Genomic DNA, 22,180 nt, shown 5'->3' with positions numbered 1-22,180 from the left:
ACTATTTAACCTCAAAAGCAACAATGTTATTCACGTAGACTCTGGTTGAAGGACCAAAGAAGCCTGTGCCTTGTGTGAGATTGATTGGTGTAAGAATTTCTTCTTTGTGTGCATTTTGATACTTGATGAGCGCATTATATGTTAAAGCGCCAAATCGTTCTGTTTCAAATCCTGGAGCACCTGGACCAATGTCGGCGAGTGTAAAGCCCTGTTGATTTAAGAATTGCTGGAGTCTTTTTACATCAGAGCCGGTATCACCTAGTCGAAGATCGTTGTTAAACCTAATAGGTGTTTTAGTAGCAGCTTCTGGAGGAGTTACAGGTTTCTGTAAAGAACAGGCGAATTGCGCATCAACAAATGCCTTGGTCGAAGGACCAAAGAAGCCTGTGCCTTGTGTGAGATTGATTGGTGTAAGAATTTCTTCTTTGTGCGCATCTTGATATTTGATGAGCGCATTATGCGTGAGAGTGCCAAACCGCTCTGTTTCAAATCCTGGAGCACCTGGGCCAATGTCGGCGAGTTTAAAGCCCTGTTGATTTAAGAATTGCTGGAGTCTTTTTACATCAGAGCCGGTATCCCCTAATGCCAACAGCCTTGCAAAAGGGTTCGCGCGACAAACCGGAGTTTCTGTCGGCTTTGGCGGAGGAACGAGCTCCGGCACCACCCCAGGGATATCCGTTGGTGGAGGAGTTATTAAACCCACAGTAGGCAATGGATTGTTTTCGCTTAATCCACCGCCGCCTATAACGCCCGTTGTTGAATCTACAACGGTATAAACATTGAGCGCAGGTATTAATGCTGAAACAGTATTACCAGCATTATCCATAAGTGTCTCAACAAATGAGACAGACCCGGCAAAAGATCCGGCGATTACCGTATGTGGGTTTCCTGTGACGGTTGCTGTTGAACTCCCCGTGAGAAGCGAGAGGTCGAGCGATGTAGTATCTGTGTCCGGAATCGTAGCCGTGCCCGCCGTATAGTTTAGCGTGTCTCCCACATTCACTAAACCATTATTTGTCTGATCAACAGCAAAGGCCAAAGACCCTGTCGCAGAAAATATCGGTGCAACCGTATCAATGCTAATAGTGCTTGAATCAATCGTGGCGGTATCAGTCGTTATCTGGTTTCCTGCATTATCCGTAGCTGTTACAGCAAAGGCATAAGAGCCGTCATCCACAGACCCGGGCGTAAGAGTAACAGATGTATTGTTTGCTTGAGTTGCAGATCCAAAAACACCTGAGGCGTCCCATGTAATACTATCACCATCATCACTGACAAGCGCGGCATTTAAACGAATCTCATCTGGAGCAATACCATTGCCATTGAGCGCAGCAACACCCAAAACACCATTATCTACAGCAATTGATAGGTTTGAGGCGCTGAATTCAGGAAGGATAAGATCGATGGTTAATCCATCTGTGTTTAAAACAGGCCCCGTAGTAACACCGATATTACTTGCGGTAACAGATACATGCGCATCTACAACATCAATCGCTTCTTCACCGAGGTTGAGACACGCTTCATAGATATCGTCCCCCGCGGTTCCGCCGCACGCCGACGTATCCGTCATAGGCGTAAGATTGCTACCCCCAAATACAGAGAGATCCGCATATACCGAAGTAAGACTCACTGCTTGTATATCCCCTGCTGCTGAAGCATCCCAAGTAACCGTAATACTATCTCCGACGATATATGCCCCACCCGTACCAGAGCCAGCGGTAATAGCAATATTACCAGACGTCACAATTGGTGGAGGAAACTGGTATCCGTAATCCGCATCATTATAATCTTGACCAATAATGGTATGAATCAATTCTGGTTCAGCATTTCCTCCAGTTTTTGATGCGCTCGAGAGAAGGTTACTTGCGTCTGTGATATCTACCCAATAGTCTCCGGCAGGAAGACCGATAAAATCATACTGCCCGCTTCCTGATGTAATGGTCGATCCAATAAATGTATCATCTAGTTCAAATACACCAGGGTTCACACCATCATCGCTATAAAGAGAGATAGTGACGCCATTAATACCTATTTCGGCACCCCCATCATCAACGCCATTTCCATTGACATCGCTCCAGATCTTGTCGCCAATCGTAACAGGCAAAACACCGAGCGTAAAATAATCCCCATCGTTAAAAGAAACGTTTTGGAATGTGACTTTTCCGGAGTTAAGTGTATCTCCGGAGATAATAGGCGCGTCGCTAAAATCTGTATCCGTATCTTTTAGTAAGACATACCCTCCAGGAACACCCCCTGTTAAGCCCAGTGCAGCAACATCAAACATGACATCAACCGTGCCTATGTCATTTGTTTTTTGTATGCGCCATACACGTGTTGTACGCGAAGCAAGTGCCGCAGGCATGGCTGCCGTTGACTGAGTTATTGCGCCATCATCATTACCCCAAAGCAAGAAATCTCCATCGTCTTGACTTGAAGCATTACTCACAGTAATGAGCCCGTCTCCACTCTGTGATTTGGATATAAGTTGATTTAATGCTGAAACATCGTCACGCCCAATACCGGCAACATCATTAAGATAGCCAGCCATGGTAGAACTATTCCAAATCGTAAGACTTCCAGAATCAAGATAATCTCCTACTTTATGAATACCGTATTTCAGCGCAAGATAGGACTCAATACGATCTACCTCATTTTGCGTTTGTGTGTCATTCGCATAATAAATCACTTCCGCAATCTCCCCATCGTAATAAATATTGTTTCTGCCAGCATCAAAAGCATTGGCCTCAGAGCCATCGCCAATAAATCCATAGCGCTTAGTATTCGTGCCTAGGGCACTTCCATTAGATTCTCGATTAGAGGCGAGATCTTGCGCGCCATTAATACGCAAAATCGTGTCATTCGTAAGCGCACCATCGTAGATAAATACACCTAATTGTGGTCGATCATTGTTAAGATTTGGTGTAGCTCCGCTATTATCTCGAGTTGCCGCCCCTCTATAAGAAGCGCCTAAACGACCATTATCACCACGCAGATAAAAATCAAAGTAATCACTCCGATCAAAGTCAAGAAACGCCCAATTTCTGTTATAGCTATTACCACTAAAATCTGTTTTAAAAACGACGTAGGCCGCCAGATTATCAATGGCATTTATCCCCTGATAATTTAGATCTTTGATCGCACAATATTCATTAGAGCCGTTAAATGTAAGCGCCGGGTTAAAATTGATTTCATCAATCATTAACTCAGGCCCATTAGAACCTGGAGAGCTTCTTGTACAATCATAATTATTATCACTAAAATCTGCCCAATTTGAAACATTCGTCGTACCTGTAACTCCTTCATTAGCCTTAAACCACAATTGCAGACCATCTGAAACACCCCCAGGCGTATAGAGTGGTGCAGCCTTTACTACTGGCGCAGAAAAAATAAATTGCTGAAGAGCGAGCGCAACAAGAAGAAGCCACGCGATACGTCTAGAAAAAGAAAACGAGCCTACCATACATAAGCATCCTACCATACCGTTATCCCTCCGTCAATCATAAAACCCCGCTCTATGCGGGGTTTTGTAGGATGAAGAAACCTTTTATTTACGCACCGCCTTCACGATCGCAAGCAAGATAACGGCACCGATAACAGCAACGATAGTGCTGTAGAGATTGAACCCTGTTACGCCACTTTGACCTAAAAATTGCATCACATAACCACCGATAATTGCACCGATGATACCAACTACGACGTTCAATACAATTCCTTGTTGACCATTCGTATTCATAATCATCGAGCCAATCCAGCCAGCGATACCACCAAGAATAATCCACAAAATGATACCCATAGAAAATGAAGGTTATGGCTTTTAGAATAAACCCATTTAGATGGTACCATAATACAACAAAATACGTTGAAAATACGCTTTACTTGCCTTTACTCGTGTTTTTCGATATGATCCGGCCATCTTTATGAGGCGTCACGCTTCATGAGATCGGTCTCAAAAGACCTGGTAAAAGGCCCAAAGACAGTGGAGAGGTCGCATAGTGGCCTAGTGCACTTGCTTGGAAAGCAAGCATACCTTCATCGGTATCGGGAGTTCGAATCTCCCCTTCTCCGCCAGTACAAAATCCGCCGAAAGGCGGATTTTGTAGTTTTGGTGTAAACTATTATCGTATGCCACAAATCAACTACCTTGCCGTCTTTTTAGCGGCTGTCGCGGCCATGGCCGTCGGTTCACTTTGGTACTCGCTTAAATCACCAACAGGAAAAATTTGGCTCAAAGAACTAGGGTTTAAAGAACCTACCGCCGAAGAACAAAAAAAGATGGCTTCAGCCATGATGAAGAGCATGTCGATTTATTTCATCGGCGTTATGATAACGATGTATGTGTACTTTCACATGCTTGCCACTTATCAAACCGTTACCTACTCAATGGCTCTTCAAGGTGCTTTTTGGACTTGGCTCGGCTTCTTTGCTGCTCCAGGCATGTCCCCTGTCGTCTTTGAGCGCAAAAGCTGGAAGCTCTTTGCGGTAAATCAAAGCTATAATCTTGTTCTCCTCATTATCGCTGCACTGATTTTTGTCGCGATGGGTTAATGCTTTGTTTTAAATAAAAGACCACGGATCGTCAGAGCGACGTATCCGTGGTTTTTTATCAGAGAAGCTTCGACTAGCAGTCGAGGCTATTGGGCTCCTGCATAAAGAGCTGCAGAGCCGCCGTTGCGTAAGGTGCAAGCGAGAGCTTACTCCCCCCGCCCTTCTTGCCGACTGATCCGCAACAGTTGAGCCGAACCATCTCGATGTCAAAGTGCGCGTGCAAAAGCGTTCGCACGGGCCAGATACCGAGAGCATCCACCAGCTCCTTGAAGAGCGCGGGATCAGACGCCTTGGACTCGATGTCGGCATAGATCCTAGTCGAATCCAAGTCACGAGTAAGTCGCTCGAGATACGCGTATGCTCGTGGATACTCGGCACGAATACGCTCGATCGTCTCAGGCTCATCCTGATAAGCAGCGCTGTAACGATGATCATCGTTATGCGGCTTCTGCTCAGAGAGACCGAAGAGCAGCTCTCGGAGCTCCGACTTCGTGAAGCGGGCTTCATCAACCAAGACCCAGCGATGAGAGGCGGTGCGGTAGAGACGCACACCGCCGTGATGTCGAGCGAGCACATCGTTCATCGCGGTACCATAGGCGGCGCGATTGAGATGCCCCATTTCAACCGGACTGAAGTGATGGTCGCAGAGTCGCTGATAGCCGATCTCACCTTCTTTGACAGACGAGGCATGGCGATCATAAAACTTCATCGCCCCCGGCAAAGATCTCTGAACGATATCCAGAGAAACGTTGTCATCTTGGAACGTCTCGATCTCGCTCAAGGTCGGCGGATGACTGATATAGCCCTGCGCATCAAGAATACCAAGACGCTGTTGCAGGTTTTCTAGAACGGGCAAAGGAACATTGAGAGACATAAATACTCACCTTCTTCCATCCGCACCTAGCGGATGGACGACGATCGCCTTCAAGCAACCAGCGTCCACCCGTTAAATAGGGTAGCGAAACGAACGGTCTATTTGTTGTGTAAGATCTTTTCCAATACTTGCATTGCCCCAAGAAGCAGCGTTACGTTTGTGAAATTGGCAAAGCGTATCAAAGCGACGTTGCCAATCAACACGGCATTCCGCAATCGTATCATCGATTTTTTGAAGAATGGGCAAGACCTCTGCTGGAATGGACTCGAGAGGAGTAATCCCCTTACGCTCGCCAGCAACAACTGCATCACTCCAAGGCAATGAGCCTAAATATGCTTCTCCCAACATCTCTTTCAGATAGGTCTCATCTTCTGCTGATCGAATCTTATTGCCAATCGCCACATATCGTACGCCATACGGTTCGGCATAGGCACGATATTGATGAAAGACATCGAGTGATTTTTTTGTAGGCTCAACGACAATCACCGTGAGATCAAAAGCTGCAAACAAGCCTGAGGCAAAAGAGTCTGCGCCAGCCGTCATATCAACAACAACACGATCGTCTCGGCTATCAAGAAGATGACTTAGCACTAATTCAACTGCCCCTGTCTTTGCGTGAAAACAACGAATACCAATATCTTCTTCATGAAATTCTCCCGCCCCCGTAAGCCAAAGATTTTGATGAGATAATGCAAAAGGTGCCAAAGAAGCATCCCCTAAACGAAAAAGCTGAGAGCCCTCTCCTGGTGGCGTTGTTTTAATCATTTCTTGAGGAGCTCCAATCATGGCATTTGTACCTCGCGTATAGGTCTTGAGCTGCCCCATCAAAGAAGCAAGCTTTGGTGTAGACGTATCCTGCAACCCTAATGCTTCGGTGAGATGTTGATTGATATCGGCGTCAATAGCCAAGAGCTTAGCTTGCTTAGCAAAAAGAAAACGAATATAGAGTGATGCTAGAGTTGTTTTGCCGCTACCACCTTTTCCAACAAAAGCGATCCTCATACAGTTTTACAACTTGAGCAATGCCCAATAAAATCTACGATATGCTTTTTCGTTGCAAAGCCAAGCTTAGCAAGTGATGCCTCCATGCTAGCAATGATATCTTCGATATCAAGCTCAATAACAGATTCGCAATTCTCACAAATCGCGTGATGATGGTGCTCCCCTGCTGCAACACGCTCATAATGAGTTGCGCCATGCAAAGACATCTCGCTTAAAAGACCGTCGGCCTTAAGACGCATAAGTTCGCGATAAACCGTTGAACGGTCGCTCTTGAGACCCATCTCATGAACAGCTGCCACCAATTCGCTCAAACTCAAAGGACCCTGCGCAGCATCAAATACCTGCTGGACAGCTTGTTTTGTTTTGGTTTGGCGACGTTGAATCTCCATGGTCAGCATACTAATGCAATACCGTTGCATTAGTCAAGAGCACGCAATAACAAAATATCCCCCACGTTTGTGGGGGATATTTTTCTAAACCGTTTGTAGGGGTTTGGTTTTATTTGCTTGCGCCTGCAGCTTGGATCGCTGCCTTTAATTGCGCGTAAGGAACAGCACCGGAAATGAGCTGACCGTTTACGAAGGTTGCAGGAGTACCTTCTACACCAGCGTTTGCACCTTCAGAGGCGTCTGCGTTTACACGAGCTGCCATTTCACCTGAGTCAAGACAAGCCTTGAATTTTGCTTCGTCTACACCAATAGCTTTTGCGCTATCAAGATAGGTTTGCGTGCCAAGCGTTTGTTGCTTAGCAAAGAGCATGTCATGCATAGCCCAGAACTTATCGTTACCGCCAAGTTTTGCTGCACATTCGGATGCTTCAGCAGCTTTTTGCGCTTCAGGGTGAATCGCAGAAAGTGGGTAATGGCGATACACAAGACGAACATCTTCAGGAAAATCTGCAAGAGCTGAGTCGAGCGAAGGAAGATGACGTGAGCAGAATGGACACTCAAAATCAGAATATTCGATCAAGGTGACTTTTGCGTTCTTGCTACCCTTGATGTGATCGACTTTTTCGTCCACTGGCTTCACTGGACCTGCTGCAACAGGCGCTTGCGTCGGATCATTGACCGTAGGAACGGTAGGAACATTGCCTGCAACCGAGCCACCTGTAGGAAGCTTGCCGCCAGCTACGAGGCTAAAAGCAAGAATAAAACCAATAACCGCCGATACCGCTACTCCGAGAAAAAGACCCGAGAGAAACATGGTCTTAGGACCACCATCAAAAAAGGAACCTTGTGACTGTGACATAGTTGAAGAATTACGTACTAAAGTGAATGAAGGATATCAATTATTCTTAAAGACGAATAGATTTTGTCAATCAACTCTATTGAGCGAGTGCCGCTGTAAGAATTCGATCCCAATCTTGTGCTCCCAAACCGTTATAGACCTTTCCGCCCACAACAAAGGTTGGTGTTGCACGAATAGCATTGCGATTACCTTCGGCAACATCATTCATAACGATGGAGTCAAAGGTTTTATCAGCAAAGCATTGACTAAACGACTCGGCATTTAAACCAATTGCGACAGCATAGGCCGTAAAGGCTTCATCGAGCTTTGAAAGACCTTGCCAAGCTGACTGATTATTGAAGAGTTGATCGGTATACTCCCAAAACTTTCCTTGATCATTTGCGCAACGCGCTGCATTGGCCGCATTACGTGCATTTGGGTGAATGCTCATGAGCGGAAAGTCATTCCAGACAAATTTCACGCGATCGCCGTACTTATCTATCGCATACTTCAAGCCAGGTTCTGATGCTTTACACGCTGGACACTGTAAGTCGCTGTAGATTTGGACTTCGAGTGCTGCGTCAGCATTACCTTTTATCGGAGCATTTGTATTATCAAATGTGAGTGAACCTGCGACCTGGCCAGGACCATCAGAAGGGAGGCTGATGAGTGCCCAAGTTAATGCACCAAAGATTGCTACGACCGCAACGATCGTACCAACGATAAGCCCTTTATTCGTTGTTTCTTGCATAGACGGGATTGTGCCAAACGGAATTAAAGATGTGAAGGATGACTTTGCAGATATCGGATAATGTCAATAGCTGCACGTGATCCGTCACCCACAGCAACAGCAATTTGCTTTACAGGGGTTTCTGTTACGTCACCCGCTGCCCAAATACCATCAACATTTGTTTTACCAGTTTTATCAACAAGAAATTCTCCCATCTTGTTTTTACCGACAAAATCCACCATGCCAGATTGTGGTACAAGTCCAATCTCGATAAACGCATAGTCTACATCAAGCGATTTTTCTTCGCCTTGCGACTCGTAAACGATTTTTGAGAGCTTTGATTCGCCTTCAAAACGTTTTGTGGTAGCCGATGTAACGATATGAATGTTTGGACTCTTTTCGCAATGCTGGATCATAACCTCATCACCAATGAGTTGCTCGTTCAGTGTCATGATAGAAACTGATTGTGCATACTTTGCCAAAAGAAGCGCTGCATCCATGGCAGAATTTCCACCGCCAATCACAGCAACCGCTTTTTCTTTTGCTAATGGTGCTTCGCATGTTGCGCAATACGTCACGCCATTACCAAAGAGCCGATCTTCTCCAGGAACGTGCAGTTTTCGATGCTCAGTACCTGTAGCAAGAAGGACGGTCATTGTTTTATACGTGCGAACGGCGGTTTTTATTTCAAAACCTCCATGTATTTTTTCTATCGAAAGCACTGGCTCTTGCTCAAAGAGGTCCATGCATTTGCGATAATCCTCAAGATGTTCTTGAAACTTTTGAACGAGCTTTACTCCACTAACATTATGAATACCTAAATAATTCTCAACATCGCTAGACCAAATAGCTTGGCCGCCCATCTGCCCTGAGAACATGGCAAATGAAAGTTTTTGGCGCGCAAAATACACAGCCGCAGCCATTCCGGCAGGTCCTCCTCCAATAATAACGACATCGTACATGAAGAGAGTATAACACACTCGCTACGAGATCTCTCCACTTCTTTAGTTGTTTATTTTTTTGATTCTGTCGGTCGAGATGACGAGAAAACAAATACCATTCCAGCAAAGAACATCGGCATCGCGAGCCATTGTGTCGGCGTAAGCGCATAATAGGTTTTGTCAGCAATGCGATAAAAATCTAACACAAAGCGCGTAACACCCTCGATAACCAAATAACTCCCCAACCAAAACCCAGGATGACGCTGTTTACGATTCATCCACAAGAACAAAAGCCCTGTTGCAAATCCGATAAGAGATAAATACAAACCATGATCATGACGAATATCGCCATTAGGATAACGCACACCTAGTAGCGAATGCGTTAATGTACCCGGATGATCATGAATCAAAAAACAACCAATACGCCCAACACCACACCCCCAAGGCAATCCCCAAATGAGTGTATCTGCATACACTAGCGCATTAAGTTTATGTTTCTTAAAAAACAAAAGCGCTGCTACTGCCGCCCCGATAAGCCCTCCAAACATCGAGAATCCCGCATGACGAGGATCGAGAATTTGTAGTGGTGCCGCCCAAAAAGTGCCATCATCATAAAAAAGCACGTGCAAGAGACGCGCCCCAACAAAAGAGGCAATAAAAATCCAAACCGAGAGATCTAAAACTTTTTCTGCATCAAGCCCTTTGCTCTTAGCGCGTCGATACGCGATATACGTCCCTAAAAGATAACCAATAGCAACCAGAAGACCCCACGTATAGATGGTGATGGGTCCAAGAGAAAAAGACGTCCAACCAAGGTATGGGATCATAAGGCTTTGAGTAACTTGAGAGCTTTTTCAAAGGCACTAAGCGCTTCTTTTCCGTGACTCATACGTAATTCGTATGTCGAATCATGCACCAACATATTACGCGTTTTATGCGCAGGCCAGACACGTCGAATGTCTGGATATTTAAATTCTGCCATCTTTAATCGCTCGCCCATGGTGTCGCCAGGAATAAGGAGTTGACGCATCACATTATCTACCAGCTTATCTGCCTCAATAACAGCGAGCTTCATCCCCATCAACCCCATGCTAGACGTTTTTTGAATCTCATTCCATGTTGCGCGAATTTTTTTGCGATCAAGACCATCGTCATAATCTCGTGGTCGTAACTTTAAAAACGCGAGCACCAAAAGAAAAACAATGATAAGCACCACCATTGCCCCCATCCATGGAAAACTGGTTGTGGTTGTTGTTTGTGGCGCATTAGAAAGAGCGACGACTTGAAAGATCAACATATATCCGCATTATGACGCGGATTCAAACGCGGAGGCAATAGAGAGGAGCTGATCGTCCTTAAACTGAGCGCCAATAAATTGTAAACCAACTGGCAATCCATCGGTTTTACCACAAGGGACTGACACTGCCGGGATACCCGCAACGTTTACGCCAACGGTATAAATATCCTCAAGATACATCGCGAGTGGATCATGAATTTTTTCTCCAATCTTAAACGCAGGCGACGGCGTTGTTGGTGTTACGATCACATCTACACCTTCAAAGGCTGCCGTATAAGCGCGACGAATAAGCGTTTGTACTTTGCGAGCTTTGCGATAGTACGCGTCATAATAACCTCGTGAAAGCGCATACGTACCGAGCATGACACGACGACGCACCTCTTCGCCAAGACCTTGCAAACGAGACTGTCCGTAGGTTTCTAAGAGCGGCAAACCTGGTGCGCGCTGACCATAGCGAATACCATCAAAACGAGAAATATTTGCTGATACCTCACATGGCATCAAGACATAATAGACAGCGAGAGCTTCGTCCATATAAGGCAAATCAATCTCAACCATTTCTGCACCAAGCTCTTTGAGCTTTTCTAATGCTGCGCCACATTCTTGTCGAACGCCAGGCGTCATCCCCTCTCCCCATGCTTGTTTTGGAATACCAATACGAACACCCTTGAGATCGGTGCGTTTTTCGAAACGAAACGCTGGTGTATTTACCGTTGTTTGATCATGCGCATCTTCGCCACGAATCACTTGATAGAGCATTGCCGCGTCCTCAACGGTTTTTGTCATTGGACCAATTTGATCAAGTGATGATGCCATAGCCATCAAGCCATAACGCGAGACGGTGCCATAACTTGGCTTCAATCCTACGATACCCGTAAAGGCTGCCGGCTGACGGATAGAACCACCCGTATCAGAGCCAAGGGCAGCAACACATAAATCCCCTGCGACAGCCGCAGAGCTACCACCTGATGAACCACCAGGGACACGCTCAAGATCAACCGGATTACGTGTAATACCATATGCAGAGCGCTCGGTAGATGAACCCATAGCAAATTCATCCATGTTTACACGACCTAAAAACACCGCGCCCGCAGCTTTGAGTTTTTGGATAACTGTAGCATCATAAGGCGCAACATAACCCTCGAGAATCTTTGAACCGCCAGTAGCATGCTCGCCTTCGATTAACATATTATCTTTGATCGCTAGAGGAATACCGTCGATCTCAGAAAGCACTTCGCCTGCCGCGCGTCTTTCGTCTGAGGCTTTTGCTTGCTCGAGGGCATGTGCTTCAAAGACTTCAAGATAGGCGTGAATCGCTTCATCCTTTTCGTTGATGCGTTGCAAATAAGACTGCGTTAACTCAACCGACGTTACGGTTTTGTTCGCAAGCGCTTCTGATGCTTGCTTGATGGTCATGTGTTCGTGCATACAAGAGTGTCGGATTAGGATTTTGGATTGTCAAAAACAGCTGGCGCGCGAAGCAAGCCATCTTTTTTATCAGGAAAGTTTGCCACAATCACATCGTGAGTTGATTGACTTGCAGGGATTGCTTCATCCACACGCAAAGCGCGAGCATCTTCAAATGACTCCGTTTCAGGAATCCCATCCGTATTTACTTCTCCAAGACGTCCAACATAATTCAATATTGGATCAATAGTTTGCTCCATACGAGACATTTCATCTTCGGTGAGAGCGAGGCGGGACAATTCTGCGAGCCTTATAATATCAGTGCGATTAAGAGCCATATGTGCGCAGAATGCCACGATAAACCTAATTGCTCAAGACATACGCTCATGTTAGCCTTTTTGGCGTATGAAAACATCCTTTTTCAAGTCTGGCATCGCCGCATTGACGTTAGCCTCCATGCTCTCGCCTGCAGCCGCTTTTGCCCTCACCCCAACCCAATGGTTTAACCAATTGGTACGTACCCCAAGTACAACGACCGCAGCTGAAGCGGCCGATGCAACACTTAGTGTTGCCGTCACCGAACGTTTTAACGATAAAAAACGCAAAAATAACACAGGAAAAGTAGATCTATCTTTTTCTGTTCGTGCTTTGCCAAAACAAGGCGCTGTCCAAACGTCTGAAGGAGCATTCTCGCTCAATACACTTGTCATGTCCGATAGTACACTTGGACTCCCCTTTTCTGTTACTGAACCAATCGCTTTTGACTGGAAGCAAACCGAAGACACCATTTATGTACGCGTCACAAATATTCCTGATAGCCTCATGAGCTATCTCGAAGAGAGCAGCGCTGTAGATTTTTCTGGTCTCATGAATAAATGGATTGCTATGCCATTTGATCAAAAAGAACTCCTCCAAGAATCTGGTTTTACCGATGCGCAAAATACCAATGACATCTTAAACAAAGGTCCTCTCGCAAAAACACAACTCATCAATCGTGTATCCGTTGAGAAAAAATGGAAAAACGACAAAGGCGAAGAAATCCTACGTTTAAAAGGTCGCGTGAATACTGCTATCGCCTATACGCTCTATCTTGAGCAGGTAAAACAAGCAAAGAAAGATTACCCCATTGGTGCTGCTCGTACCGAGAGACTCAAGACGCTATATAAAGATTACATCAAAATGCGTACTGCTCTCTCGAGCGTTTATCTCGCCGCAAATATCAATACAGCACAAAAACGCATTGAACGCTTAGAGTTTAGTGCAAAAATCACTGAGCCAAAAGAAGATTGTATCTGGAATAGCAGCTTTACAAAACAAACATGTAAAACCATTGGCACAGCCGAAGTTGTTTTAAAGGGCGGAATCAATATCAAAAAAGATGCTGGTCTACCTATTGTGGCTCCTGCAGAATTTATGACCCTAAGCGACGTTGAAGATTATTTTGACGCTCAAAGACCGGCGCCCCTTTACTATGATGACGAGTACTATAATGAGACTTATGGCGATACGAGCTATGAGACCTACATTCCAAGCTATGCTCCTGTATCAGCAATAACACCGGCGGATCATATTCGGGGCTATCAAGGTGCACCTATTACCTTGATTCAGTATTCTGACTTTCAGTGTCCTTTCTGTCAGCGCTTTGTTCCATCCCTAGAAAAAGCATTGGTTGATTATCCATTAGATATTCGTGTGGTGTATCGTCATTTTCCACTGTCCTCTATCCACCCAGAAGCAAAGAAAGCCGCTGAAGCATCCGAATGTGCCGCGAAACTCTCTGGCGAAGAAGCATTTTGGGGGATGCATAATCTTCTCTTTGCCAATCAATACAATCTGAGCCATGCCTACTATCTCGAAGCAGCAACTGAGCTTGGTATCAACGAAAGCGCCTTTGCGTCTTGCCTTGACTCAGGCGAAATGGCCGCACGCGTAAACAAAGATCTAGAAGAGGGTATGCTCTCTGGCGTAGAAGGAACACCCGCAACCTTTGTAAACGGCGTAATGATTTCTGGCGCTGTTCCTTATGAGCAACTAAAAGCTGCCATTGAGGTAGCAAAAGCAAAATAATCCCCGAACCCCTTCACAAAAACGTGAAGGGGTTTTAAGGTCTCCTCGGAGGTAATCATGCTTACACACAAAAGAATGATCGGTTTGAATAAGTGGATTGATCGTATTGACCCTGTCAATCAAAAGGCCCTTTGCACCCTCTATCAAAAAGAAGCAGAGCGGATCATTCGTTCGCCTGGCTCAACGTATAATCATCAAGTTTGGCCGGGTGGTTATCTTGATCATATGATCGGCATGCTTGAATATGCTGATCGCCAATACTTCGGTTGCGGTCTTGATCTGCCATTTGAGCTTGGGGATGCTGTGCTCGTTATCCTCCTGCATGACATCGAAAAGCCATTTAAGTACGTTGATAGACCGAAAGGTACACAATGCGAATTCAATTCTCCTTTTGAGATAAAGAAGTTTGTTCTAACACTCCTGTTAGAGTATCGCTTTAAGCTCACCGAGATGCACCTCAATGCACTCCAGTACGCTCATGGCGAAGGTGATGACTATCGCCCCGACAAGCGCGTCATGAACGAGCTCGCAGCATTCTTACACGCCTGTGATATCTGGAGCGCTCGCATCGAATACAATCGACGCATACTATCTGAACTGAGGGACGAAGATTAGGCCAGCTTCTTCAAAAACCCTTCCTCATCAAGCACAGTGACTCCAAGTTTCTGTGCTTTTTCTAATTTTGAACCGGCTTTTTCTCCTGCTACAAGATAGGTTGTTTGTTTTGAAACCGAATCTGAGACAGCACCTCCCAGTGCTCGGATTTTTTCTTTTGCTTCATCACGTGACAGTGATTCCATTGTGCCGGTAATGACCCAGCTCGTACCACTTAATGGTCCATCTTTCGCGATAGCTGGGTATTGTATGGTTACTTGTTCAAAAAGATGTTCAGCGCGTTTTGCATCTTGCTTATCTGCAAAAAATTCTAAGATCGCTTGTGCGACAACTTCGCCAATACCTTCGACTTCTTCGAGTGCTTCTGCGCTCGCATCCCGTAAGTCTTCGTAAGTCTTAAAAGCTTTAGCAAGATCACGAGCTGTTTCTTCGCCTACATGTCTAATCCCTAAAGAAAGTAGAAATCGTGCATAAACAATCTCGCGCTTTGATTGAATCTCATCAAAAAGTTTTTGTGCGGATTTTTCGGCAAAGCCTTCGAGCCCTAAGAAATCATCTTTTGTCAGCTCATAAAGCTCTGCTGGTTCATGAGCAAGGCCTGTTTGCACGAGTTGCTCTACAATCTTATCGCCTAGTCCACGAATATCAGCCGCCGTACGCGAGGCAAAATGTCGAATACGCGCCACTTCCTGAGCAAAACAATTTTTATTGGTGCAAAGCGTTGCTACTTCTCCCTCGATACGCGTAACATTTGAGCCACAAATTGGACACTGTACTGGCATCTTAAAACGCTTTTCTTTTCCGGTACGCAGCTCGGTGAGAACTTTTATCACCTTTGGGATAATGTCCCCTGCTTTTTCGATGATAACTGTGTCACCGATACGTACATCTAAACGCTCGATCTCATCTTGATTATGCAAAGATGCACGAGAAACCGTCGTGCCAGCGACTTGAACAGGATCCATAATGGCAACCGGTGTCAAAGCGCCCGTTCTTCCAACCGAGACTTCAATCTCTTTTACAATGGTTGTGACTTGCTCGGCAGGAAACTTCCATGCGATACAAGCTCGTGATGTTTTACCGACGACGCCTAGCGATTCGTAAAGCGCATCGTTATTCACATTCACAACAATACCATCAATCCAATATTCAAGCTTTTCGCGTTTTTTACCAATTTCAATAAAAAGCTTTTCTACTTCATCAAGATTTTTGCAAAAACGATTAGCTGGATTTTGCGGAAAGCCTAAAAGCATCAATACCTCGTGAGCTTGTTCATGTGTTGTTAAGCCGATATCACTAATGAGCGCATAACCAAAGAACGAGAGCTTACGCTCGGCAACAATAGCTGGATCCAGTTGACGAATCGTACCCGCAGCCGTATTGCGCGGATTTGCATAAAGCGGCTCCCCTCTTTGTTTCTGCAACTTATTGATTTGCTCTAATTGTTTTTGCGTTAAATAAATCTCACCACGAACCTCAAGACGGCCCGAGCCCCTGCCCCCAGCACCTGACCCCCTGCCCCCACGATTATGGGGTTTCTGAAGAAAATCGGTTACGCGCTTTTCGTCTAGATTGCCTTGATGTTTTTTTATGAAGGCTTGTATCTCTTTTTGCTCTGGAGTGCGCAACACCAAAGGTACCGCGTCTACTGTACGGACATTATGCGTAACATCTTCGCCAACCTGCCCATCGCCACGAGTAGAAGCCTCTACGAGCTCACCATCTTGATAAACGATAGAAATAGCTAATCCGTCTAATTTTAATTCTGCAAAAAAATCAAATGCTGCTGAAGAGAGTTTTTGCAAACGAGCAAGCCAAGCGTCAGCCTCTTCGCGCGAAAAAACATCTTCGATAGATCGCATCGGCACCTCATGACGAACCTTTTTAAAACCCTCCATCGCTTCTCCGGCAACACGTTGCGTTGGCGAATCTTTTGTAATCAAATCAGGGTACTCTTGTTCAAGCGTATAGAGCTCATGTTTTAAGGCATCCAAAGCCCCTTCGCTAATACTAAGTTTATCGAGAACGTGTTGCTCGTAACGATAGCGATTAATGGCGTCACGTAGTTTTTCTACACGTAGCTTGGCTTCTGCCTTGTTCATACGGGTTAGATTATCAGCCTAGAAGCGCCTCGGCAAACCATTGCAAAAGCCTTCCGTTGGTCAAAAAAGCCAATAAAACACCACCAAAAAGCATTGGTGCAAAAGCCACTCTTTGTGGCTTTTTAATAAGACCCGAAAAAGACAGAATAATAACGAGAGAACCAATAACTACATACGTGAGATACCACGCCTCTAGACTATGTGTAACGCCTAAAACAGCTCCTGTGAGCGCCGTGAGCCATAAATCTGCATAACCCATCCAACGACCACCTGAGAGATACCAAATACCTCCGGTCCAAGCAAACCAAAAAAGCGCACCAAAAAGCGCGTCCAAAAATCGACCTTGATACAAGCTCCAAAGAAAAGCAGCTATAAGCGCACCCCACATCGGCTCAAGTGGTAACACGTGTTTTTTTGCGTCAAAAATCGCTGCCCATCCTAAAAAGAGCAATAGCAATCCTTCAGAAAAAGTCGGGAGCATCGAAAATAGCTTTGCTATTAGCGATCTGTATCTTCGCCATCAATACCAGTAGCGTGAGCGTAATACACGTTTGGTTCGCCTAATTCTGTTTTTGTTTCTGTCTTAAAGCGAATAGCATAGCCATTTGAGCCGCCACGATAACGGTAATACTCACCGCTCTTTGGTGGAGTTGGCACACGATCAAGATAGGTTGGGCCTTGTACGGTTTGACGACCGATAAAGCCATTTGCTGTTAACATATCAGCATTACTCCCTGGTTTGCCAAGTTCTATACTATCAGAAATGGGATAGGTGGCTTTTTCTAACCAGTATTGTCCGAGAGATGCACGCAGTGTGCCAATATCAGAAAGACGTTGAGCATCACGCGCACTAGCACGCGCACTGTTTAATGAAAGCGTTGCAAGTGTGGCAAAGAGTCCAAACACAGCAACAACAATAATGGCTTCAAGCGCATTAAAAGCAGGTCGATAACGCATATAAAAAGATTATACCACAGCCAACTGTCTCTCGATATGATGAACAAGATCATCAATGGGATGCTGTTGTTTTACAAGGTATTGATTTGCTCCAAGCGCAAATGCTCGAGCAACATCTTCACGATCACATAAGCGCGTTACAATAAAGACGGGGATCATAAATGTATCGCTATCGTCGCGGATTTCTTGTAAGACCTGAAAACCATCCATGGCAGGCAAACCAATATCTAGTAGCACAAGCTGCGGTTGTTTTTCTTTGATTTTTCGCAAGCCGTCTTCTCCATTTGTCTCATGAAAAACGCGATATCCTAATGACTCAAGGTGCGATATCACAATGGAAGCGTAGAAACGATCGTCCTCGATCAAGGCTATGAGGGGTTTTTCCATATCGTATTATGTAGATAAACAGGAATATCCGTATCATCCAGTACTTGCCACCAGGCAGGTTTAGCACTTGTGACTGAGACGAGGACCGTACCGCCAAATAACGCTTCATGCAAGGCATCTTCTCTACTTAAGTCATCCTCCGTTTTCTGAAAGATATTTCTTCCATCAATAGACTTTGTGAGATAATGCTCTGAAATATATGCATCTGGTTGGATAAAAACATATAAACCAGCCACTCCTGTTTTGAGCGCATTTATTGCCTCTGATTGCTCTACTGGGTGGGACGCCGAACGCTTTTGTGCACGAATCAACCGTATCCCATTATGTGCATGTGTCGAAAAATCTCTTACCTCCCAACCTAGTCTATTGCTCCAACGACGTAAACGCATTACGAGCGCGGGGTAAATAGTCATTGGTAATTCGGTAACCTCATGGGATTCACCATAGACAATACGCACCGTCTGTTGCGTTGGGATAAATACGATCTCATACGCATCACGATCATTCGCCGTACGCAATAGCTCTTCGATTTCTGTATTAAGCGAACGTAACTTCGTGGCAGGAACCTTACGTTGATCGCCCATGACATACTCTTCAGGTGAAACGCCGACAGCAGTTAACCCATCGATAAACTCTGATTTTTGTATAAACCGCGTACCAAGGAGTGCTTGCTCGAGCGTACATCCTTGTTGCAATAAATCAACGACAAGAGCATAGGACTGTGTATCAAGTAGTCCATTAGATTGCATATGCCCCAACATACGTCGATCGATTGTCCTCATGTCGTTTCTTGATCTCGCATTGCGCAACCTACCGTCACAGCAAAACGTGGACCCAGCTCTTCGAGTACCGGCCGTAATTCTGGTGGGTAAATAATACGAGCCCAAGGATTACCCAAATAACAATTGATATTGAGTTGTTGCGTCAAAAATTCTGGCAAACGCGGCAATAACGAAGAACCACCCGTCAAAATCATTTTTTCAATGCGATCATTTGGCGATTGTTTTTGATACTCACCAATAATGTACTTGATCTCATCTAAAATCGGCTTTGCAAGCACACTCAAAATCGGCGTAAGATCACCCGTTGGCGCAAAGGTTTGCATCGACTTAATATCACGCTTCATGCTCTCGGCTTGCTCAGGAGCAATACCAAGTGTACGTGCAATGGTTTGCGTGATCGTATTACCACCCGTTGCAATAGAACGCGTGATAAATGGAATGCCGTTTTTTACCACCAAGACATTGGTACGCAAAGCGCCAATATCAATAAGCATCATGGTTGAACGGTCTTTGCCAACAAGTGAGCGGATCTCTGCAAAAGCCTCGGTCTCTAATGAGATAAGCTCAAGGCCTGTTTGTTTAAAGATCTCGATATACTTTGCAACGACCGTTTTCGGCGCTGCCGTAACAAGTACGCGTGTAGCTGGCTTACCCTCACCTTCTTTAGGCTCGGTTTTATCAATCACTTTAATATCAAGTGATACTTCTTCGATAGGCAAGGGTAAAAGTTTTTTCGCTTGTGCGGTGACAAGTTCTTTTAATTCTTTTTCGTTTACCGTCGGCACAGATAGAACAGAAGAAAAAACAGAAGAGATTGGCAAAGCGGCAATCACTTTTTTCGAGCTTGCACGTGCTTTGGCTACCATTTGCTTAATCAGTTCGGCCGTACCTGGAACATCGTGAATAAGCGACTGCTCTAATGTTTCAATTGGTACGTTTGCATATGAGTACGTCACAAGACGTGAACGACCTTTTTCGGTCTTCAATTCGACCAATTTAATACCGCCATAGCCGATATCAATACCGAGATATCCGGTCTGTGCCGGCGAAGAAGAAAAGAGACCCATAGTTGGGTCTCACTTTACCACAAATTACCCGGTCACGTCATCCACAGCTGCAGGTTTTACGATTCCCATCCCTTCGTCCATGGCTTTGTTCGAAAGGGCGTCGGCATGTTTATTTTGTTCGCGACGTACATGAATATATTTTACTTTACCAATCACCCGCTCTGCACGAAACAAATCCTGAAATAACGGCACAACATTAGGATGTTTTACCTTGTATTCACCATTCGCCTGCTTAATCATAAGCTCACTATCGGAATAGAGCGTTACCTCAGTAGCGCCAAGCTCGCCCGCACGCCGCAAAGCAAAAATCGCTCCTGCGTATTCGGCTTGATTATTGGTTTTGCGTCCAAGAAAAACGGCGTGCTCTTCGAGAACCTTTCCGTTTGCGTCTTCGATAACCGCACCAAATCCTGCTGGACCAGGGTTACCACGTGCTCCCCCATCTGTTCTGACAATTAATTGCATAGTTTTACGTCAATGATTCTAAGCTCGGCTGTTACTCGGCCATTCCACTCATTGGCTGACAAAGAGTATGCCACATCCACCCACGAACCGGGAGTGAACTCCGCAACGCGCGTGCCAAGCCGAAAGCCAATCCCTTTTCGTGTTGCTCCGCTTTGATCTTGCAGCTGCATACGCAAAACGTCTTTCTTTTGACCAATAGCGTCCGCAGAAACAACGAGGCATTTTTTTGTCATAAATACCGGAACAGCATTGCCCATACCAAATGGCTCAAGGGCATTGACCGCCTCAATGAGCGGCATCGTGACACTCGATAAATCAAGCTCCATATCAATATTAAGGATCGGTCGCACATCTTCTTCTGTTAAATTTGCTGCTGCATGCTCGTAGAGCTTTTGCGCAAAGAGCGGAACATTCTCATTGCTATGTAGTGCAAAGCCACAAGCCTGTACATGACCACCTGAGCGCGTCAAAAGTCCTTCGCCAGCTTCTCTTACGGCTACCGTAATATCGTAATGTGAAGGTGAACGACCTGAGCCAATCCACTGATCACCGTGTTTACCAATAGCAATAACAGGTTTACCGGTAGACTCTAAGTACCGTCCAGCGACAAGACCAACAAGCGCTGGCGACCAATCGGGTGACGATAGAACAATTATTTCTTTCGACGTATCCACCATTTTATCGGCCTCATCCATCATGCGACGCGTTGTCTCTTGTCGTAAGCGATTGCATCGTTCTAGTTCTTTTGCATAAATCTTTGCCTCTTCTAATGACTCGGCAAGTAAAAGCTTTAAGGCAAGTTCAGCATGATCCATACGTCCCGCTGCATTAATACGCGGACCAATCGCAAAACCCACTGATTCTGAAGTGATTGCACCTTGTTGCAAGCCAGCAGATTCAAAGAGCGCTAAAAATCCAGGTCGACGCGTCTTATTTAAAACACGCAAGCCGAATGTCTCGAGAACACGATTTTCTCCATGAAGTGGTACCATGTCGGTAACCGTTGCAATCGCGACCAAATCCAATAACCACTTTTCCCATCCTTCGACAATCTCTAGCCCTTGTTTACGAGCTTCATCAATCAATAATAAGGCAAATTTATACGAAACCCCCACAGCAGCAAGATCCTTAAAGGGGTAGGTTTCGTTTGGTAAACCCGGATGAATGAGCAAGCCATCCGGTAAAGCATCACCAAATTGGTGATGATCTAAAACAATCGTATCAATCCCCTGCTCTTTTGCATGTGCAATTTCTGCTACACAAGAAATACCACAATCAACCGTGATTAGAAGTGACGTACCACGATCAACAAGCTTAGGCACCGTACCCATTTGTAGTCCATAGCCCTCTTTGTCACGATGCGGGATATAATAATCAATCAAATCACGAGACACCTGCATCCGATCAGCGATTTGATATAAAACCGTCAATATCAACGTCGAGCCAGTAACACCGTCTGCATCATAGTCACCATGCACGGTAATACGCTCACCGTTTTTTAGTGCCGTAAAAACACGCTCAACCGCGGTAACGGCATCACGAAATACACTTGGATGATGGAGATGCTCCTCAAACGAAGGCGAGAGAAACTGTTGCGCTTCTTCGGCGGTACGAATGCCACGATTCCATAAAAGCGTAGCGGGAATCTGTGCAATCTGAAATATTTTTGCGAGATCTTCGGTGCAAGGTTCTGCCAATTGCCAGCGTTTTGTCAT

The 22,180-nt window shown here is 45.4% G+C and carries 23 protein-coding genes and 1 tRNA gene; 4 read left to right on the top strand and 20 right to left on the bottom strand.

What is annotated here, in order from left to right:
• Position 1 precedes the first annotated feature (1 nt).
• Positions 2-3,460, bottom strand: coding sequence for a hypothetical protein (locus tag H6759_01835; GenBank protein ID USN52790.1), 3,459 nt, complete (start codon positions 3,458-3,460; stop codon positions 2-4).
• Positions 3,461-3,544: 84 nt separating this feature from the next.
• Positions 3,545-3,793 (bottom strand): GlsB/YeaQ/YmgE family stress response membrane protein, encoded by a 249-nt coding sequence (locus tag H6759_01830; GenBank protein ID USN52789.1) that lies wholly within the window; start codon positions 3,791-3,793, stop codon positions 3,545-3,547.
• 185 nt (positions 3,794-3,978) lie between these two features.
• Between H6759_01830 and H6759_01825 the strand changes: the two genes are divergently transcribed.
• Together H6759_01825 and H6759_01820 are read left to right on the top strand one after the other, a co-directional pair.
• Positions 3,979-4,068 (top strand) — tRNA-Ser (locus tag H6759_01825).
• 54 nt (positions 4,069-4,122) lie between these two features.
• Positions 4,123-4,545 (top strand): DUF1761 domain-containing protein, encoded by a 423-nt coding sequence (locus tag H6759_01820; GenBank protein USN52788.1) that lies wholly within the window; start codon positions 4,123-4,125, stop codon positions 4,543-4,545.
• Between the two features lie 73 nt (positions 4,546-4,618).
• Here H6759_01820 and H6759_01815 read toward each other — a convergent pair whose 3' ends face one another.
• The 10 genes from H6759_01815 to gatC all read right to left on the bottom strand — a co-directional run bounded on the left by H6759_01815 (position 4,619) and on the right by gatC (position 12,361).
• On the bottom strand, positions 4,619-5,419 hold the full coding sequence (locus tag H6759_01815) for a hypothetical protein (GenBank protein ID USN52787.1): 801 nt from the start codon (positions 5,417-5,419) through the stop codon (positions 4,619-4,621).
• Positions 5,420-5,491: 72 nt separating this feature from the next.
• On the bottom strand, positions 5,492-6,421 hold the full coding sequence (locus H6759_01810; GenBank protein ID USN52786.1) for an ATP-binding protein: 930 nt from the start codon (positions 6,419-6,421) through the stop codon (positions 5,492-5,494).
• Positions 6,418-6,810, bottom strand: coding sequence for a transcriptional repressor (locus tag H6759_01805; GenBank protein USN52785.1), 393 nt, complete (start codon positions 6,808-6,810; stop codon positions 6,418-6,420). Before H6759_01805 ends, H6759_01810 begins: the two co-directional genes overlap by 4 nt.
• Positions 6,811-6,919: 109 nt before the next feature.
• Positions 6,920-7,669, bottom strand: coding sequence for a DsbA family protein (locus H6759_01800; GenBank protein ID USN52784.1), 750 nt, complete (start codon positions 7,667-7,669; stop codon positions 6,920-6,922).
• Between the two features lie 76 nt (positions 7,670-7,745).
• Complete coding sequence (locus H6759_01795) at positions 7,746-8,399, bottom strand: thioredoxin domain-containing protein (GenBank protein USN52783.1); 654 nt, start codon at positions 8,397-8,399, stop codon at positions 7,746-7,748.
• Positions 8,400-8,422: 23 nt separating this feature from the next.
• Positions 8,423-9,340, bottom strand: coding sequence for an NAD(P)/FAD-dependent oxidoreductase (locus H6759_01790; protein USN52782.1), 918 nt, complete (start codon positions 9,338-9,340; stop codon positions 8,423-8,425).
• A gap of 50 nt (positions 9,341-9,390) precedes the next feature.
• A complete protein-coding gene (locus H6759_01785; protein USN52781.1) occupies positions 9,391-10,146 on the bottom strand; it encodes a prolipoprotein diacylglyceryl transferase in 756 nt (251 codons plus the stop codon).
• The gene (locus H6759_01780; protein ID USN52780.1) at positions 10,143-10,616 is read right to left on the bottom strand and encodes a hypothetical protein; all 474 of its coding nucleotides are present in this window, start codon (positions 10,614-10,616) and stop codon (positions 10,143-10,145) included. The genes H6759_01785 and H6759_01780 overlap by 4 nt, the downstream gene beginning before the upstream one ends.
• A 9-nt stretch (positions 10,617-10,625) precedes the next feature.
• Positions 10,626-12,044 carry an Asp-tRNA(Asn)/Glu-tRNA(Gln) amidotransferase subunit GatA gene (gene gatA, locus H6759_01775; protein ID USN52779.1) on the bottom strand — a complete coding sequence of 473 codons (1,419 nt, stop codon included), beginning with the start codon at positions 12,042-12,044 and terminating at the stop codon, positions 10,626-10,628.
• 14 nt (positions 12,045-12,058) lie between these two features.
• On the bottom strand, positions 12,059-12,361 hold the full coding sequence (gene gatC, locus H6759_01770) for an Asp-tRNA(Asn)/Glu-tRNA(Gln) amidotransferase subunit GatC (protein USN52778.1): 303 nt from the start codon (positions 12,359-12,361) through the stop codon (positions 12,059-12,061).
• 67 nt (positions 12,362-12,428) lie between these two features.
• On the opposite strand from gatC, the gene H6759_01765 reads away from it, so the two are divergent.
• Positions 12,429-14,090, top strand: coding sequence for a DsbA family protein (locus tag H6759_01765; protein USN52777.1), 1,662 nt, complete (start codon positions 12,429-12,431; stop codon positions 14,088-14,090).
• Positions 14,091-14,147: 57 nt separating this feature from the next.
• Positions 14,148-14,705 (top strand): hypothetical protein, encoded by a 558-nt coding sequence (locus tag H6759_01760; protein USN52776.1) that lies wholly within the window; start codon positions 14,148-14,150, stop codon positions 14,703-14,705.
• Here H6759_01760 and ligA read toward each other — a convergent pair.
• The 8 genes from ligA to recJ are packed head-to-tail and all read right to left on the bottom strand — an operon-like array spanning position 14,702 to position 22,180.
• Positions 14,702-16,807, bottom strand: a complete 2,106-nt coding sequence (ligA, locus tag H6759_01755) for an NAD-dependent DNA ligase LigA (protein USN52775.1) — start codon at positions 16,805-16,807, stop codon at positions 14,702-14,704. The genes H6759_01760 and ligA overlap by 4 nt on opposite strands.
• Positions 16,808-16,820: 13 nt before the next feature.
• Positions 16,821-17,288: a hypothetical protein gene (locus tag H6759_01750; GenBank protein USN52774.1), complete on the bottom strand. Its 468-nt coding sequence runs from the start codon at positions 17,286-17,288 to the stop codon at positions 16,821-16,823.
• 17 nt (positions 17,289-17,305) lie between these two features.
• Positions 17,306-17,764, bottom strand: coding sequence for a hypothetical protein (locus H6759_01745; GenBank protein ID USN52773.1), 459 nt, complete (start codon positions 17,762-17,764; stop codon positions 17,306-17,308).
• A 9-nt stretch (positions 17,765-17,773) separates the two neighbouring features.
• Positions 17,774-18,151 (bottom strand): response regulator, encoded by a 378-nt coding sequence (locus H6759_01740; protein ID USN52772.1) that lies wholly within the window; start codon positions 18,149-18,151, stop codon positions 17,774-17,776.
• A complete protein-coding gene (locus H6759_01735; protein ID USN52771.1) occupies positions 18,133-18,933 on the bottom strand; it encodes a hypothetical protein in 801 nt (266 codons plus the stop codon). The genes H6759_01740 and H6759_01735 overlap by 19 nt, the downstream gene beginning before the upstream one ends.
• Entirely contained in the window at positions 18,930-20,000 is a 1,071-nt protein-coding gene (gene pilM / locus H6759_01730; GenBank protein USN52770.1) for a type IV pilus assembly protein PilM, read from the bottom strand. Before pilM ends, H6759_01735 begins: the two co-directional genes overlap by 4 nt.
• 24 nt (positions 20,001-20,024) lie before the next feature.
• The gene (locus H6759_01725; protein USN52769.1) at positions 20,025-20,465 is read right to left on the bottom strand and encodes a ribonuclease HI family protein; all 441 of its coding nucleotides are present in this window, start codon (positions 20,463-20,465) and stop codon (positions 20,025-20,027) included.
• Entirely contained in the window at positions 20,456-22,180 is a 1,725-nt protein-coding gene (gene recJ / locus H6759_01720) for a single-stranded-DNA-specific exonuclease RecJ (protein USN52768.1), read from the bottom strand. Before recJ ends, H6759_01725 begins: the two co-directional genes overlap by 10 nt.

Source organism: Candidatus Nomurabacteria bacterium (assembly GCA_023898425.1).
Taxonomy (GTDB): domain Bacteria; phylum Patescibacteriota; class Patescibacteriia; order 2-12-FULL-60-25; family 2-12-FULL-60-25; genus HK-STAS-PATE-2.
Note: the sequence above shows the minus strand (reverse complement) of the source record. Positions and strands in the feature narration are given on the sequence as shown.

What these genes read in the sequence shown, in the direction of transcription:
- H6759_01835 (USN52790.1), bottom strand. Translation starts at nt 3,460, where the DNA reads ATGGTAGGCTCGTTTTCTTTTTCTAGACGTATCGCGTGGCTTCTTCTT.
- H6759_01830 (USN52789.1), bottom strand. Translation starts at nt 3,793, where the DNA reads ATGGGTATCATTTTGTGGATTATTCTTGGTGGTATCGCTGGCTGGATT.
- H6759_01820 (USN52788.1), top strand. Translation starts at nt 4,123, where the DNA reads ATGCCACAAATCAACTACCTTGCCGTCTTTTTAGCGGCTGTCGCGGCC.
- H6759_01815 (USN52787.1), bottom strand. Translation starts at nt 5,419, where the DNA reads ATGTCTCTCAATGTTCCTTTGCCCGTTCTAGAAAACCTGCAACAGCGT.
- H6759_01810 (USN52786.1), bottom strand. Translation starts at nt 6,421, where the DNA reads ATGAGGATCGCTTTTGTTGGAAAAGGTGGTAGCGGCAAAACAACTCTA.
- H6759_01805 (USN52785.1), bottom strand. Translation starts at nt 6,810, where the DNA reads ATGGAGATTCAACGTCGCCAAACCAAAACAAAACAAGCTGTCCAGCAG.
- H6759_01800 (USN52784.1), bottom strand. Translation starts at nt 7,669, where the DNA reads ATGTCACAGTCACAAGGTTCCTTTTTTGATGGTGGTCCTAAGACCATG.
- H6759_01795 (USN52783.1), bottom strand. Translation starts at nt 8,399, where the DNA reads ATGCAAGAAACAACGAATAAAGGGCTTATCGTTGGTACGATCGTTGCG.
- H6759_01790 (USN52782.1), bottom strand. Translation starts at nt 9,340, where the DNA reads ATGTACGATGTCGTTATTATTGGAGGAGGACCTGCCGGAATGGCTGCG.
- H6759_01785 (USN52781.1), bottom strand. Translation starts at nt 10,146, where the DNA reads ATGATCCCATACCTTGGTTGGACGTCTTTTTCTCTTGGACCCATCACC.
- H6759_01780 (USN52780.1), bottom strand. Translation starts at nt 10,616, where the DNA reads ATGTTGATCTTTCAAGTCGTCGCTCTTTCTAATGCGCCACAAACAACA.
- gatA (USN52779.1), bottom strand. Translation starts at nt 12,044, where the DNA reads ATGCACGAACACATGACCATCAAGCAAGCATCAGAAGCGCTTGCGAAC.
- gatC (USN52778.1), bottom strand. Translation starts at nt 12,361, where the DNA reads ATGGCTCTTAATCGCACTGATATTATAAGGCTCGCAGAATTGTCCCGC.
- H6759_01765 (USN52777.1), top strand. Translation starts at nt 12,429, where the DNA reads ATGAAAACATCCTTTTTCAAGTCTGGCATCGCCGCATTGACGTTAGCC.
- H6759_01760 (USN52776.1), top strand. Translation starts at nt 14,148, where the DNA reads ATGCTTACACACAAAAGAATGATCGGTTTGAATAAGTGGATTGATCGT.
- ligA (USN52775.1), bottom strand. Translation starts at nt 16,807, where the DNA reads ATGAACAAGGCAGAAGCCAAGCTACGTGTAGAAAAACTACGTGACGCC.
- H6759_01750 (USN52774.1), bottom strand. Translation starts at nt 17,288, where the DNA reads ATGCTCCCGACTTTTTCTGAAGGATTGCTATTGCTCTTTTTAGGATGG.
- H6759_01745 (USN52773.1), bottom strand. Translation starts at nt 17,764, where the DNA reads ATGCGTTATCGACCTGCTTTTAATGCGCTTGAAGCCATTATTGTTGTT.
- H6759_01740 (USN52772.1), bottom strand. Translation starts at nt 18,151, where the DNA reads ATGGAAAAACCCCTCATAGCCTTGATCGAGGACGATCGTTTCTACGCT.
- H6759_01735 (USN52771.1), bottom strand. Translation starts at nt 18,933, where the DNA reads ATGAGGACAATCGATCGACGTATGTTGGGGCATATGCAATCTAATGGA.
- pilM (USN52770.1), bottom strand. Translation starts at nt 20,000, where the DNA reads ATGGGTCTCTTTTCTTCTTCGCCGGCACAGACCGGATATCTCGGTATT.
- H6759_01725 (USN52769.1), bottom strand. Translation starts at nt 20,465, where the DNA reads ATGCAATTAATTGTCAGAACAGATGGGGGAGCACGTGGTAACCCTGGT.
- recJ (USN52768.1), bottom strand. Translation starts at nt 22,180, where the DNA reads ATGACAAAACGCTGGCAATTGGCAGAACCTTGCACCGAAGATCTCGCA.